15 protein-coding genes are annotated in these 12,882 nt (G+C 66.5%); 6 read left to right on the top strand and 9 right to left on the bottom strand.

The window, feature by feature from the left end:
- Window positions 1-81: 81 nt before the first annotated feature.
- Window positions 82-2,220, bottom strand: a complete 2,139-nt coding sequence (scpA, locus tag JGR78_RS04955; RefSeq protein ID WP_182804380.1) for a methylmalonyl-CoA mutase — start codon at window positions 2,218-2,220, stop codon at window positions 82-84.
- 45 nt (window positions 2,221-2,265) lie between these two features.
- Here scpA and JGR78_RS04950 point away from each other — a divergent pair, with 45 nt between their 5' ends.
- Both JGR78_RS04950 and JGR78_RS04945 read left to right on the top strand, forming a co-directional pair.
- A complete protein-coding gene (locus tag JGR78_RS04950; RefSeq protein WP_234450859.1) occupies window positions 2,266-2,808 on the top strand; it encodes a DUF4174 domain-containing protein in 543 nt (180 codons plus the stop codon).
- A gap of 96 nt (window positions 2,809-2,904) precedes the next feature.
- The gene (locus JGR78_RS04945; RefSeq protein ID WP_182792505.1) at window positions 2,905-3,087 is read left to right on the top strand and encodes a hypothetical protein; all 183 of its coding nucleotides are present in this window, start codon (window positions 2,905-2,907) and stop codon (window positions 3,085-3,087) included.
- Here the strand turns inward: JGR78_RS04945 and JGR78_RS04940 are convergent.
- From JGR78_RS04940 to JGR78_RS04905, 8 genes are all read right to left on the bottom strand, one after another.
- Window positions 3,053-3,727 (bottom strand): hypothetical protein, encoded by a 675-nt coding sequence (locus JGR78_RS04940; RefSeq protein ID WP_182792506.1) that lies wholly within the window; start codon window positions 3,725-3,727, stop codon window positions 3,053-3,055. The genes JGR78_RS04945 and JGR78_RS04940 overlap by 35 nt on opposite strands.
- Before the next feature lie 3 nt (window positions 3,728-3,730).
- The gene (locus tag JGR78_RS04935) at window positions 3,731-5,788 is read right to left on the bottom strand and encodes an acetyl/propionyl/methylcrotonyl-CoA carboxylase subunit alpha (protein ID WP_182804378.1); all 2,058 of its coding nucleotides are present in this window, start codon (window positions 5,786-5,788) and stop codon (window positions 3,731-3,733) included.
- A gap of 102 nt (window positions 5,789-5,890) precedes the next feature.
- The gene (locus JGR78_RS04930; RefSeq protein ID WP_182792508.1) at window positions 5,891-6,112 is read right to left on the bottom strand and encodes a hypothetical protein; all 222 of its coding nucleotides are present in this window, start codon (window positions 6,110-6,112) and stop codon (window positions 5,891-5,893) included.
- A 129-nt stretch (window positions 6,113-6,241) separates the two neighbouring features.
- A complete protein-coding gene (locus JGR78_RS04925; protein ID WP_182792509.1) occupies window positions 6,242-6,475 on the bottom strand; it encodes a hypothetical protein in 234 nt (77 codons plus the stop codon).
- Between the two features lie 130 nt (window positions 6,476-6,605).
- On the bottom strand, window positions 6,606-7,004 hold the full coding sequence (locus tag JGR78_RS04920) for a hypothetical protein (RefSeq protein WP_182804376.1): 399 nt from the start codon (window positions 7,002-7,004) through the stop codon (window positions 6,606-6,608).
- A 72-nt stretch (window positions 7,005-7,076) separates the two neighbouring features.
- Window positions 7,077-7,214, bottom strand: a complete 138-nt coding sequence (locus JGR78_RS04915) for a hypothetical protein (protein WP_182792511.1) — start codon at window positions 7,212-7,214, stop codon at window positions 7,077-7,079.
- Between the two features lie 193 nt (window positions 7,215-7,407).
- The gene (locus JGR78_RS04910) at window positions 7,408-8,109 is read right to left on the bottom strand and encodes a DUF6497 family protein (RefSeq protein WP_200559447.1); all 702 of its coding nucleotides are present in this window, start codon (window positions 8,107-8,109) and stop codon (window positions 7,408-7,410) included.
- A gap of 44 nt (window positions 8,110-8,153) precedes the next feature.
- Complete coding sequence (locus JGR78_RS04905; protein ID WP_182804372.1) at window positions 8,154-9,686, bottom strand: acyl-CoA carboxylase subunit beta; 1,533 nt, start codon at window positions 9,684-9,686, stop codon at window positions 8,154-8,156.
- Between the two features lie 172 nt (window positions 9,687-9,858).
- On the opposite strand from JGR78_RS04905, the gene alr reads away from it, so the two are divergent.
- The 4 genes from alr (at window position 9,859) to JGR78_RS04885 (ending at window position 12,814) form a co-directional block, all read left to right on the top strand.
- On the top strand, window positions 9,859-10,899 hold the full coding sequence (gene alr / locus JGR78_RS04900; protein WP_182792568.1) for an alanine racemase: 1,041 nt from the start codon (window positions 9,859-9,861) through the stop codon (window positions 10,897-10,899).
- Between the two features lie 61 nt (window positions 10,900-10,960).
- Entirely contained in the window at window positions 10,961-11,296 is a 336-nt protein-coding gene (locus JGR78_RS04895) for a hypothetical protein (protein ID WP_182792514.1), read from the top strand.
- Window positions 11,262-12,053 carry an ABC transporter permease gene (locus JGR78_RS04890; RefSeq protein WP_182792515.1) on the top strand — a complete coding sequence of 264 codons (792 nt, stop codon included), beginning with the start codon at window positions 11,262-11,264 and terminating at the stop codon, window positions 12,051-12,053. The genes JGR78_RS04895 and JGR78_RS04890 overlap by 35 nt, the downstream gene beginning before the upstream one ends.
- Window positions 12,050-12,814: an ABC transporter ATP-binding protein gene (locus JGR78_RS04885; protein ID WP_182792516.1), complete on the top strand. Its 765-nt coding sequence runs from the start codon at window positions 12,050-12,052 to the stop codon at window positions 12,812-12,814. The genes JGR78_RS04890 and JGR78_RS04885 overlap by 4 nt, the downstream gene beginning before the upstream one ends.
- The last annotated feature ends 68 nt before the right edge of the window (window positions 12,815-12,882 follow it).

The following is a 12,882-nucleotide window of genomic DNA, read 5'->3' as shown; positions in this document are numbered from 1 at the left end:
CCGAGGGACTGTTTTCAGCGAGGAAGCCGCAGCAGCGGCCAGGGGGGCAGTCAACCCCCCAGTGCGGCGGTAACGCGGGACTCAGGCCGGGCGCCGGGTCCGCACGATGTCGAGGATCTCGCGCGCGGCATAGGGGATGTTGGTCCCCGGCCCGAAGATGGCGGCCACGCCTGCGTCCTTCAGGAAGGCATAGTCCTGCTGCGGGATCACGCCGCCGCAGATGACGATGATATCGCCCGCGCCCTGCGCCTTCAGGGCCTCGATCAGCTTGGGCGCCAGCGTCTTGTGGCCCGCGGCCTGCGAGGAAATCCCCACGATATGGACGTCATTGTCGATGGCGTCCTGCGCGGCCTCCTCGGGGGTCTGGAACAGCGGCCCCACGTCCACGTCGAAGCCGATGTCGGCAAAGGCGGTGGCGATCACCTTGGCGCCGCGGTCATGGCCGTCCTGGCCCATCTTGACCACCAGCATCCGGGGACGGCGGCCTTCCTCCTCGGCGAAGCTTTCCACGTCCTTCTGGATCCGGGCGAAGCCCTCGTCGCCCTCGTAGGCGGCGCCATAGACGCCGGCGAGCGTCTTCACCTCGGCCCGGTGGCGGCCGAAGACCTTTTCCATCGCCATGCTGATTTCCCCCACGGTTGCGCGTGCACGGGCGGCCTCGACCGCCGCTTCCAGCAGGTTGCCGCCCTCGCGGGCGCAACGTTCCACCTCGGCCAGCGCGTGATCGCAGGCAGAATGGTCGCGGGTGGCGCGGATATTCTCCAGCCGCTCGATCTGGCTGCGGCGGACGGCCATGTTGTCGATGTCGAGGATGTCGATCGGGTCTTCTTTGTCCTTGCGGTACTTGTTGACGCCGACGATCACTTCCTCGCCCCGGTCGATCATGGCTTGCCGCCGGGCGGCGGTCTCCTCGATCCGCAGCTTGGGCTGGCCCGAGGCGACCGCCTTGGTCATGCCGCCCATCGATTCGACTTCCTCGATGATGGCCCAGGCCTTTTCGGCCAGTTCGGCGGTCAGGCTCTCGACGTAATAGGACCCTGCCAGCGGATCGACGACATGGGTGATCCCCGTTTCCTCTTGCAGGATCAGTTGCGTGTTCCGAGCGATCCGGGCCGAGAAGTCGGTGGGCAGCGCGATCGCCTCGTCCAGCGCGTTGGTGTGCAGCGATTGCGTCCCGCCAAGCGCCGCGCTCATCGCCTCATAGGCTGTGCGGATCACGTTGTTGTAAGGGTCCTGTTCCTGCAACGACACGCCCGAGGTCTGGCAATGCGTCCGCAGCATCAGCGAGGATGTCTTCTTCGCCCCGAACTCGGTCATGATCCGGTGCCACAGCAGGCGGGCGGCGCGCAGCTTGGCGGCCTCCATGAAGAAGTTCATGCCGATGGCGAAGAAGAAGCTGAGCCTGCCGGCAAAGGCGTCCACGTCCATGCCCGCCGCAATGGCCGCGCGGACATATTCGCGCCCGTCGGCCAGCGTATAGGCCAGTTCCTGCACCAGGTTCGCGCCCGCTTCCTGCATGTGATAGCCGGAAATCGAGATCGAATTGAACTTGGGCATCTCATGCGAGGTATAGCCGATGATGTCCGCGATGATCCGCATCGAAGGCTCGGGCGGATAGATGTAGGTGTTGCGGACCATGAACTCCTTGAGGATGTCGTTCTGGATGGTCCCTGAAAGCTGGGCGCGGGGCACGCCCTGCTCCTCTCCCGCGACGATGAAGCTGGCGAGGATCGGGATCACCGCGCCGTTCATGGTCATGCTGACGCTGACCTTCTCCAGCGGGATGCCGTCGAACAGCACCTTCATGTCCTCGACGCTGTCGATGGCGACTCCCGCCTTGCCGACGTCGCCTTCCACGCGCGGATGGTCGCTGTCATAGCCGCGGTGGGTCGCCAGGTCGAAGGCCACCGACACGCCCTGCTGACCAGCGGCGAGGTTGCGGCGGTAGAAGGCGTTGGATTCTTCGGCCGTCGAAAATCCCGCATATTGCCGGATCGTCCAGGGGCGCCCCGCATACATCGTGGCCCGCGGCCCGCGCGTGAAGGGCGCGATGCCGGGCAGGCTGCCCATGTGGTCCAGCCCCGCCGTATCGGCGTCGGTATACAGCGGCTTGACGGTGATGCCTTCCAGCGTGTCCCAGTTCAGCGTGTCGGGGTCCGCGCCCTTCAGTTCCTTCGAGGCCATCGCGCGCCATTGATCGAGGTCGGGGGTCCGGGTCATCTCTTGGTCCTTTCCGATGCGACCGCAGTCGCTATATTCTGAAACATGAAGATATTTCTGTCGAACATGTTGGCCCTCGCGCTGGCCGTGACGGGCGCGCAGGCGCTTGCCATGGGTGCCCCGACGCCCCCGCCCGAACCCGTGCGGGTCGAACGCGCCGCCCCCGCCCGTCCCGCTGCCGCAGCGGGGGCAACCGATGCGCCCGTCGGCCAGCCCGAACAAGCCGAGATGGACATCCGTTCGGCGAACGACGTCACGCCCGAGGCGCTGCTGTTCGAGCGACGGCCCGTCCTTGTCTTTGCCGACACGCCCGAGGACACGGCCTTCGCCACGCAGATGGAACTGCTTGCCCGCGACCCCGCCGCACTGGAGCGCCGCAGCGTCACCGTCATCACCGACACCGATCCGGCGGCGAACTCGGTCTGGCGGCAGCGGCTGAGGCCGCGCGGCTTTTCCCTGATGGTGCTGGACAGCGACGGCACGGTGATCGACCGCAAGCCCTCTCCCTGGGACACGCGAGAGATCGGCCGCGCCATCGACAAGACCCCCGTGCGGCGCAGCGAGACGCGGGCAAGCGGCGGGCGATAGGCGCTGCGCGTGATTTCATTGCGGAACCGGGGCAGCGCCACTATCTTGATCCGTGAAGGATGCGCTGTGCCGCATCGTGCATGACAGGGCAGGGCCATGGCCAAGGAAACATCCCCGCGCAAGATCGAGGCCTCGCCGCCGCCGCGGCAGGTCAAGCGGCCCGCCACGACCGACGAGATGGTCGAGCGGCTGCTGAATGCCCGCAACTCGAACGAGATTTCGGCGGTGATCGGGCTGCCTCCCATCACGGGCCTCTCGGGTCCGAAGATCGCTTACTGAGACCGGCGCGCAACCTGGCCAGCTCGCCGGGCAGCGTGCTCGTGATGCGGGCCGCTTCGCGCTGCTGCGCGGCCGCAAGCAAGGCCTCCACCGTCTCGCGCCCGCCCTGCAGGCTGGCCGTCAGCACGATCATTGCGCGTTGTCCCGTGACCAGCGTCTCGTCGTTCAGCGTCAGGTAGTCGCGGAACATGTCCGTCGCCCGTTCCGGCTGGTCCTTGGTGGCGCGGATATCCTGCGCCAGCGCCCCGCGCACGGCCAGCAGCCGGTAATAGCGCACCACCGGGTCGATGGCCCATTCCGGCAGGATATGCACATCCTCGACGATGGCCCGGAAGATGCGGTCGTTTGCGTCATGCGGCAGGATCGGCACATGACCGCCCGCGGCGAACCGCGCCACCATCGCCTCGCGCGCCTGCGGGTCGTCCAGGGTCTGCCCCTCCAGCGCCGCCACATGGGCGCGGATCTCGGCCAGAAGCGCGCGCTGGATGTCGCTTACGCGTTCGTCCCTCAGTTGGCGATCCCGCCTGCGGGACAGCGCGTGCGTCCAGAACCACCCGGCCGCCACCACGCCGCCACCGACAAGGGCGGTGACGAGCGCCGCGGCGACCCGGTCGTTCAGAAACAGCGCGCGCAGGTCCAAGGATCACTCGAACTCCATGATGACGTCATCGACCCTGAGGCTCTGCCCGGCCTCGGCGTTCACCGACTTGACTATGCCCCGGCGCTCGGCGCGCAGGATGTTTTCCATCTTCATGGCCTCGACGGTGGCGAGCGACTGGCCTTCCTGCACCTCGTCGCCGGGCTGGACGTTGATGCGGACGACAAGGCCGGGCATCGGGCACAGCAGGAACTTCGAGGTGTCGGGCGGCAGCTTTTCCGGCATCAGCCGGGCCAGTTCGGCCGTGCGGGGACGCTGGACATGGGCCTTGAGGTCGGCCCCGCGCGTCCGCAGCCGCATGCCGGCCGTGATCTTGTCCACCTTCAGGGCCATGGGGTCGCCGTCCACCGTCATCCGCACCAGCGACATGCCCGGCTTCCAGTCCGATTCCACCCGCAGGCTGCGGCCATTCACCTCGACCGTCGAACCGCGACGGTCGGCGCGGACGCGAACGGGAAACTGCTGCCCGTTCAGGGTAACGACCCAGTTCTCGCCCACGCGGCGTTCGTGGTTGTCCAGCCGGCCGGTGATCTGGGTCCGGCGGATTTCGGCGACGCGATGCATGGCGGCGGCCGCGGCGGCGACACGCTCCAGCTGCTCGGGGGGCAGGGTCGCCCCCTGGAAGCCCTCGGGGTATTCTTCGGCGATGAAGGCAGTGGTGATGTCACCTGAAACGAAGCGGGGGTGATCCATCACCGCCGACAGGAAGGGCAGGTTGTGGCCGATGCCTTCCACCTCAAAGCTGTCCAGCGCACCGCGCATCGCCTCGATTGCCTGCGCCCGGTCCGGCGCCCAGGTGCAGAGCTTGGCGATCATCGGGTCGTAATACATTGAAATCTCGCCGCCTTCGTAGACGCCGGTATCGTTGCGGACGCCCGTTTCGGCCACCCGCGGCTGTTCGCCCGGGTTTGATGGCACCCAGCGGTTGTTTTCCAGCAGGGGACCTGCCGCCGTTTCGACAGGCGGCCGATAGCGCGTCAGCCGCCCGATCGAGGGCAGAAAGCTGCGATAGGGGTCCTCGGCGTAAAGGCGGCTTTCGATGGCCCAGCCGGTGATCTTCAGGTCGTCCTGCGTGAAGGGCAGAGGCTCGCCTGCCGCGACGCGGATCATCTGTTCCACCAGATCGACGCCGGTGATAAGTTCGGTCACCGGATGCTCGACCTGCAGACGCGTATTCATTTCAAGGAAGTAAAAGTTCTTGTTCGCATCGACGATGAACTCGACCGTGCCCGCCGAGGTATAGCCCACGGCCTTGGCCAGCGCGACCGCCTGCTCACCCATCGCGCGCCGCGTTTCGGGGTCGAGGAAGGGCGAGGGCGCCTCCTCGATGACCTTCTGATTGCGGCGCTGGATCGAACATTCGCGTTCGTGCAGGTAGACGCAATTGCCATGCTTGTCGGCCAGCACCTGTATTTCGATGTGGCGCGGCTGGGTCACGAACTTCTCGATGAAGATGCGCTCGTCGCCGAAGCTGTTGGCTGCCTCGTTCTTCGAGGACTCAAAACCCTCGCGCGCTTCCTGGTCATCCCAGGCAATCCTCATCCCCTTGCCGCCACCGCCTGCTGACGCCTTGATCATCACCGGATAGCCGATCTCGGTGGAAATCCGCACTGCCTCATCCGCGTCGGCGATCAGGCCCATATAGCCGGGAACCGTCGAAACCCCGGCCTCCTGCGCCAGCTTCTTCGAGGTGATCTTGTCGCCCATCGCCTCGATGGCAGGCGAGGGCGGGCCAATGAAAACCACGTCCTCTTTCTCAAGAGCTGCGGCAAAGTTCCTGTTCTCGCTAAGAAAACCATATCCTGGATGCACTGCCTCGGCGCCGGTTTGCCGGATTGCCTCCATGATCCTGTCGATCACGATATAGGACTGGTTCGCGGGCGGAGGTCCGATATGCACCGCCTCGTCCGCCATCCTGACATGCAGCGCGTTGCGGTCGGCGTCGGAATAGACGGCGACGGTCGCGATCCCCATCTTCCGTGCGGTCTTGATGACGCGGCAGGCGATCTCTCCGCGGTTGGCGATCAGGATCTTCTTGAACATTCGGGTCCCTTGGTGGCGGTAAGGCATGAAAAAACCGTCCCAGTCGGCATGACCGGGACGGTGGAATGGTTCAGGTAACGTGCGTCAGACGCGCCGGTCAGCTTACTGGCAAAGCCGCACGTCGTCGCAGAGCGCGCCGCCGAGGGCGCCCACCGCTGCACCCGCAAGGCGATCGCTGCCGTCTTTGCCGCGGACCTGCTGGACGACATAGCCGGTGCCGGCACCGATGATGGCGCGGTCGGCGTCGGTCGGCCGGATGTTCTGGGTGCAGCCGGCAAGCAGCGCCGCGCTGAGGCCACCCACAAGAAGAAGCTTTCTGGACATGGAGTATCCTTGAACAGAATGCCGGGGCCAACCGCGACAGGTATGTCACTGTGCGATGCAGCACCCGGCAGATGAAGGTTCAGACGGTCGCGGCCGGCGATCAACGCCAGCCGAAGATCAGGTTTCCGGTCAGGGGGCGCAGACGCCCACGTCATCGCAAAGCGCACCCGCCGCGCCGCCGAGCAACGCACCGGTTGCGACACGTTCGTCCAGCGCCTTGGCAACGACGGCACCCGCGACCGCGCCGCCGGCTGCACGCTGCGCGTCGGGCGAGAGGCCGGTGCCGTAGCCGGGCTGGCAGGCCGCGACGCCCCCGACGAGCAGGACTGCGCCGCAGACGCGGAGGAGGAGGGATTTCTGCATGGTATTCTGCCTGTATTCGTGGCCCGTTTCCGAGCGAGTGACTTAGCGTGCGCGCTTATTATGACATCCCGTAAACCGGGATCAAACTGACAAGCGGGTGATGGCGCACGCACAAGCATCATCCCGCGCATCATTCATCTTCCTCCTCGAAGTCCTCGTCATCCCAGCGAAAAGTCTCGCTGGCCTCGGGGGCGAAAAGCTCGGGGAAGTTGGCCTCGGCGCGTTTCAGGTCGACGCGCAGCAACTGTTCATAGCTGGTGGGGTCCAGCTTGCCGACCGGCAGGACCTCGCGCCCCAGCAGCCAAGACAGGCGGCCGGCATCGAGATTGCCGCGTTCAAAGGGTTCGTCGCCGAAATGCTCGATCAGCGCGGCGAGAAAGCCGGCGTCGGCCCGGCGGTCACCGGCCGAGCGGTCGCGATAGCGTTCGCGGGCGACCAGCTTCGTCGCCCCCTTGGGGCTTGCGCGGCGGATGGTGAACTGGTGGTCGGTGGACGGCAGGCGTCCGGGAAAGCCGCGATGCTTCAGCATGATGCCCCGCTATTGATGAGGTTGCGGGACAGCTCGGAGGTGCGCGGACCCGCAGGTCCGCGCCGCATGGCGTCAGTTGGCGCCGAACTTGCCTTGGAACACGGGCTCGGGCGCCACGACGACCGCGGCCGGGGCCACCGGCTGGGGCTGCTGCTGGCAAGCCGAGACGACGCCGACCAGAACCAGCGCGAGAGCGAGCTTTTTGGACATGAGAGGCTCCTGTAAAGTGGGGCCTTGGCGCCCCGACTGCTCGTTGAACCGGCCGCACCATGCGACCGTCCGGGCATCTTACGGATTGCCGGAAGGGGCCGACAGACCGGGCAGGCGGCTTCCCCGCCTGCCTGTGGCAGGAGTGCATCATTCCGGCACATTTCGATCACGGATGCGTCATGAACCGTCGGCATCACAATGGCTCCCATATGCAGGCATCCCGGTCGGACGGGATCGAGAAGCCTTCAAACAGTTGCACGATCCCGGGATCGAAGTTTCCGAAAGGACTGGGGGCAGAGGCCATCGAGATCACCACCTGCCGTGGCCTTGGCGTCTGGCCCCTCAGCCTCGGCAGGACGAAGCGTTCGCAGAGCCAGAGGATGTCGCGGTGCAGGGGGTCCTGCATCAGGATGTCGGGCGCGGCGGGAAGCGCGATCTCGCCCGCGCCGGGATCGCCCGCTTCTGCAGCGAAATCCTCGGTCTCTCCCTCGATAGACAAGGCGTCATCGGTCAGGGGCGGGTCTGGCGGAGAGAGTTCCGAGGGAAGCGGAGCGTCAAATGCGCCATCGTCATCGGGCATCGCAGGCGCGATCAGGATGCCCTCATCCTCTGGCATGATCTCGATCACCAGTTCGCCCAAAGCAGCATCGAGTTCAGCCTGTTCCTCGGGCGTCAAAGGCATCTCGGGTCCCGTCTCGTCCAGCAGTTCTGGGGGCAGGTCGGCTGTCGTCTCTCCCTCATCCCAAGGGGGCACAAGTGCCGCAAGCGACGGCATAACAAAGCGGTAACGATGCACCGGCCCCACGCCGGGGATGCTGTCCGCCAGTTCCTCCTGCAGCCAGACCTCGGCGCCCGAAGGCACCGGAACCAGCGGCTGGGCCCCGTTCGCGGCCATGCCGGTCGCCGTCGTGGCGAAAAGGAGGGCGGCGGACAATGGCGTCACAGCGGGATGTTGTCGTGCTTCTTCCAAGGGTTGGACAGTTGCTTGGTCCGCAGCGAGGCCAGCGCGCGGGCCACCCGCTTGCGGGTCGAATGGGGTTGGATCACCTCGTCGATGAAGCCCTTTTCGGCTGCCACGAAGGGGTTGGCGAAACGGTCCTCGTAATCCTTGGTCCGCGCGGCGATCTTGTCCGAGTCGCCCAACTCGCTGCGATACAGGATCTCGACCGCGCCCTTGGCTCCCATCACGGCGATCTCGGCCGTGGGCCAGGCATAGTTGAAATCGCCCCGCAGGTGCTTGGATGCCATGACGTCATAGGCCCCGCCGTAAGCCTTGCGGGTGATGACCGTGACCTTGGGCACAGTCGCCTCGCCATAGGCGAAGAGCAGCTTCGCCCCGTGCTTGATGACGCCGCCGTATTCCTGCGCCGTGCCCGGCAGGAAGCCCGGCACGTCCACCAGCGTCAGGATCGGGATATTGAAGGCATCGCAGAAGCGCACGAAGCGTGCGGCCTTGCGGCTGGAATCGATGTCGAGAACCCCAGCCAGCACCATCGGCTGGTTGGCGACGACGCCGACCGTCTGGCCTTCGATCCGGATGAAGCCGGTCAGGATGTTGCCCGCGAAATCGCGCTGGATCTCGTAGAAGTCGCCCTCGTCGGCGACCTTCGCGATCAGTTCCTTCATGTCATAAGGCTGGTTGGGGTTGTCGGGGATCAGCGTGTCCAGCGACGGCTCGAAGCGCGCGGGATCGTCGAAGAACGGCCGTGTCGGCGCTTTTTCCCGGTTCGACAGCGGCAGCAAGTCGAACAGCCGCCGGATTTCCGACAGCGCCTCGACGTCATCCTCGAAGGCCCCGTCGGCGACCGAGGATTTCTTGGTATGGGTGGATGCACCGCCCAGTTGCTCGGCCGTCACGACCTCGTTGGTGACGGTCTTCACCACGTCGGGTCCGGTCACGAACATATAGGAGGTGTCCTTCACCATGAAGATGAAGTCCGTCATCGCCGGCGAATAGACCGCGCCGCCCGCGCAGGGACCCATGATGACGCTGATCTGCGGGATCACGCCCGAGGCCATGATGTTGCGCTGGAAGACATCCGCGTAACCCGCGAGAGAGGCAACGCCTTCCTGAATACGCGCGCCGCCGGAATCGTTCAGCCCGATCACCGGCGCGCCGTTCTGCATGGCCATGTCCATGATCTTGCAGATCTTCTGCGCATGGGTTTCCGACAGCGAACCCCCGAAGACGGTGAAATCCTGCGAAAACACATAAACCATGCGGCCGTTGATCGTGCCCCAGCCGGTCACGACGCCGTCGCCATAGGGGCGATCGTCCTCCATCCCGAAGTCGGTGGAGCGGTGGCGGACGAACATGTCGAACTCCTCGAACGAGCCTTCGTCCAGAAGGATGTCCAGCCGCTCGCGCGCGGTCAGCTTGCCGCGGGCGTGCTGCGCGTCGATCCGGCGCTGCCCCCCGCCCATCCGCGCCTGGTGCCGCAGCTGTTCAAGCTGTCCGGGAATGTCCTTCATGAAGCCTCTCCGTCATGTCTGGCGGGACAATAGGGAAAGCAGCAGGCGGCGCAAAGCGGAAAGGGGAAAGTTTGCAAACACGAGCCTTAGCGGGAAGGTGTGACCGCAAAACAGCTAAACCCGCTGAACGGCGCCCTTGACGCGGGCGGCATGGGCGGCCATCCCGCAAGCCATGGGATTGACGATCGACCTTGCCGCCGTGGTGGCGAACTGGAAGGCGCTGGCCGCGCTCGCCCCCGGCTCGCGGCCCGGCGCGGTGGTCAAGGCGGATGCCTATGGCCTTGGCGCCGCCATGGTGGCGCCTGCGCTGTACGGGGCGGGGGCGCGGGACTTCTTCGTGGCACAGGCGGTCGAGGGCAGAGCGATTCGTCCGCTGCTCGGCCCCGATGCGCATATCTTCATCTTGTCGGGGCACATGCCGGGGCAGGATCTGACAGGGCTTATCCCGGTGCTGAACGGCCCCGGGCAGTTTTTCCGCGACCGCGCGACGCGGCCGCGGGGTGCCTTTGCGATCCAGCTCGACTCGGGCATGAACCGGCTGGGCTTCGAGCCTGCCGAATGGGCTGCCGTCCGGTCCGAGGCGCTGTCGGCGCGCACCGATACGGGCATTGGACCCGCGCTGGTCATGTCGCATCTGATGTGCGCCGACGACGCTCACCATGTGGCCAATGCCGCGCAGCTTCGCGCCTTTCGCGGGATGACCGAGGGCGTCACGGCCCCGCGTTCGCTGGCGGCGACCGGCGGCGTCCTGCTCGGGTCCGACTATCATTTCGACGTGACCCGCGCGGGCATCGGCCTTTACGGCGGCGAGCCGTTCGCGCACGCGCGGCCGGTCGTCACCCTCTCGCTCGACGTCATCCAGACCCGCAACCTGACGGCTGGCGAGGCGGTGGGCTACGGCTGCGCCTGGACGACCCCGCGCGCCTGCCGCATCGCGACCGTGTCGGCGGGCTATGCCGATGGGCTGCCGCGCGCCCTGTCGGGAAAGGGCCTGCGGCTCTGGGCGGGCGAGCGCAGCGTGCCGGTGGTCGGGCGGGTGTCGATGGACCTCATCACGGTCGATGTGACCGACCTGCCCGATGTCCCCGAGAGGCTGGATATCCTGAACGACCGGCAGGGCGTGGACGACCTGGCCGCGCTGGCCGGCACCATCGGCTACGAGATCCTGACCTCGCTGGGTCCGCGCTATCCGCGCGAATACCGGCCGGCTTAATCCTCGGTTAGGGCACCCATGCTACCGAATCCCCAGTCATATGACTTTCAGAGGATTCGGCATGGCTTACGCGACGATCGACTTTCACCACCCGCTGACCGGGGCGCTGAAGCAGGCGCCGGTCGGATTTTCCTGGACGGCGCTGTTCTTCGGCTTTTTTCCGGCGTTGATCCGGGGACACTGGGGCGGTGCAGTGATCATCTTCCTGGTGGGTTTCCTGACCTTCGGTCTGTCCGGCCTCGTGTTCCCGTTCATCTACAACAAGATGTATGTGAAGCATCTGCTGGGAGAGGGGTTCAAACTGTCCCGCGCCACGTCCGATCCGGCCGACCTGTCGCGCCGGCTACGGATCGAGTTGCCCTTTGACCCGGCGCAGGCGCCCCTTTCGCCGGCCTGACCCGGTCCGCGCCATCGGCCGGGCCACGCTGGCGCTGGTGCGCGGCACCGGCGCGGTCGCGATCTTCGCCGCGCGGGGGCTGGCTGCGCCCGGATTTTCCCTGCCGCGCCTGGCCGAGCAACTGCTGCGGATCGGCTGGCTGTCGCTGCCGGTCGTGGGGCTGACGGCGCTGTTCACCGGCGCCGCGCTCGCCCTGCAGATCAATGCGGGGGGCGAGCGTTTCCAGGCCGGCGACGTGGTGCCCGCCATCGTCGCCATCGGCATGGCGCGGGAACTGGGGCCGGTTCTGGGCGGGCTGATGGTGGCGGCGCGGGTCGCCTCGTCCATCGCGGCGGAACTGGGCTCAATGCGGGTGACGGAACAGATCGACGCGCTGGTGACGTTGTCCACGGACCCGATGGGCTGGCTGGTCGCGCCACGCCTGTGGGCCGCGATCCTGACGGTGCCGCTGCTGGTTGGCGTCGGCGACACCATCGGCATCATGGGGGGCTGGCTGATCGGGACGACGACGCTGGGCTTCACCTCTCAGGCCTACCTGTCAGGCTCCTGGGCCTTTCTTGAAACCTGGGACGTGGTGTCGGGGCTGATCAAGGGCGCGGTCTTCGGCTTTATCGTGGCGCTGGCGGGCTGCTGGTTCGGGATGCACGCGGGCCGTGGCGCGGCGGGCGTGGGCCGGGCGACGACGGGGGCAGTGGTGGTGGCCTCGGTCGGTATCCTCGGGGCGAATTTTGTCCTGACCGGGCTGTTCTTCACATGAGCGCCCCGGTCATCGAGACGCGCGGGCTGGCCAAGTCATTCCCCGGCCACAAGGTTCTGAACGGCGTCGATCTGTCGGTGGCGCAGGGGGAGAGCCTTGTCGTGATCGGGGGTTCCGGCTCGGGCAAGTCGGTGCTGATGCGCACGATCCTCGGCCTTGAGGAGGCCGAAGCGGGCGAGGTGCGGCTGCATGGCGAAGCCGCGACCTTTGCGGTGCGGGCGCGGTTCATGCAGGACTTCGGGATGCTGTTCCAGAACGCAGCGCTGTTCGACAGCCTTCCCGTCTGGCGCAACGTGGCCTTTCGCCTGCTGCAGAAGATGCCTGCTGCAAAGGCCCGCACCCGCGCGGTCGAGCGGCTGGCCCGGGTAGGCCTCGGACCCGAGATCGCCGACCGGATGCCCGCCGACCTGTCGGGCGGGATGCGCAAGCGCGTGGGCCTTGCCCGCGCCATTGCCGCCGACCCCAAGGTGATCTTCTTCGACGAGCCGACCACCGGGCTTGACCCCCAGCGCGCCGCCGCGATCAACCGATTGATCCGCGACATCGTGACCGAAACGCATGCGACCGCCGTGACCATCACCCATGACATGACCAGCGTGCGGACCATCGCCGATCGCGTGGCGATGCTGGACCATGGCCGCCTCCGCTGGCAGGGAACGGTCGCCGAGATGGACGGTGCGACCGACCCCGCCCTACGCGCCTTCGTCGCGGGTCAGGCTCTGGACTGGCGCCCTCTGGCCCTGCAGGATCAGCCGCGATGAAGCGGCCTGCAAGCAAGTTAAGATGCGAAGCCTTGCCTTCGCCCCGGCTCGCCGGCAACATGGAAGCG

This window comes from Paracoccus sp. MC1862, assembly GCF_016617715.1.
Taxonomy (GTDB): domain Bacteria; phylum Pseudomonadota; class Alphaproteobacteria; order Rhodobacterales; family Rhodobacteraceae; genus Paracoccus.
The sequence above is the reverse complement of the archived record's forward strand: the minus strand, read 5'-3'. Positions and strand labels throughout refer to the sequence as shown.

Bases quoted from the DNA above. Each gene is read 5' to 3' on its own strand.
- JGR78_RS04905 (WP_182804372.1), bottom strand. From the start codon at position 9,686: ATGAAGGACATTCCCGGACAGCTTGAACAGCTGCGGCACCAGGCGCGG.
- JGR78_RS04920 (WP_182804376.1), bottom strand. From the start codon at position 7,004: ATGCTGAAGCATCGCGGCTTTCCCGGACGCCTGCCGTCCACCGACCAC.
- JGR78_RS04910 (WP_200559447.1), bottom strand. From the start codon at position 8,109: ATGGCCGCGAACGGGGCCCAGCCGCTGGTTCCGGTGCCTTCGGGCGCC.
- JGR78_RS04935 (WP_182804378.1), bottom strand. From the start codon at position 5,788: ATGTTCAAGAAGATCCTGATCGCCAACCGCGGAGAGATCGCCTGCCGC.
- JGR78_RS04895 (WP_182792514.1), top strand. From the start codon at position 10,961: ATGGCTTACGCGACGATCGACTTTCACCACCCGCTGACCGGGGCGCTG.
- scpA (WP_182804380.1), bottom strand. From the start codon at position 2,220: ATGACCCGGACCCCCGACCTCGATCAATGGCGCGCGATGGCCTCGAAG.
- JGR78_RS04930 (WP_182792508.1), bottom strand. From the start codon at position 6,112: ATGTCCAGAAAGCTTCTTCTTGTGGGTGGCCTCAGCGCGGCGCTGCTT.
- JGR78_RS04950 (WP_234450859.1), top strand. From the start codon at position 2,266: ATGAAGATATTTCTGTCGAACATGTTGGCCCTCGCGCTGGCCGTGACG.
- JGR78_RS04945 (WP_182792505.1), top strand. From the start codon at position 2,905: ATGGCCAAGGAAACATCCCCGCGCAAGATCGAGGCCTCGCCGCCGCCG.
- JGR78_RS04885 (WP_182792516.1), top strand. From the start codon at position 12,050: ATGAGCGCCCCGGTCATCGAGACGCGCGGGCTGGCCAAGTCATTCCCC.
- alr (WP_182792568.1), top strand. From the start codon at position 9,859: ATGGGATTGACGATCGACCTTGCCGCCGTGGTGGCGAACTGGAAGGCG.
- JGR78_RS04915 (WP_182792511.1), bottom strand. From the start codon at position 7,214: ATGTCCAAAAAGCTCGCTCTCGCGCTGGTTCTGGTCGGCGTCGTCTCG.
- JGR78_RS04925 (WP_182792509.1), bottom strand. From the start codon at position 6,475: ATGCAGAAATCCCTCCTCCTCCGCGTCTGCGGCGCAGTCCTGCTCGTC.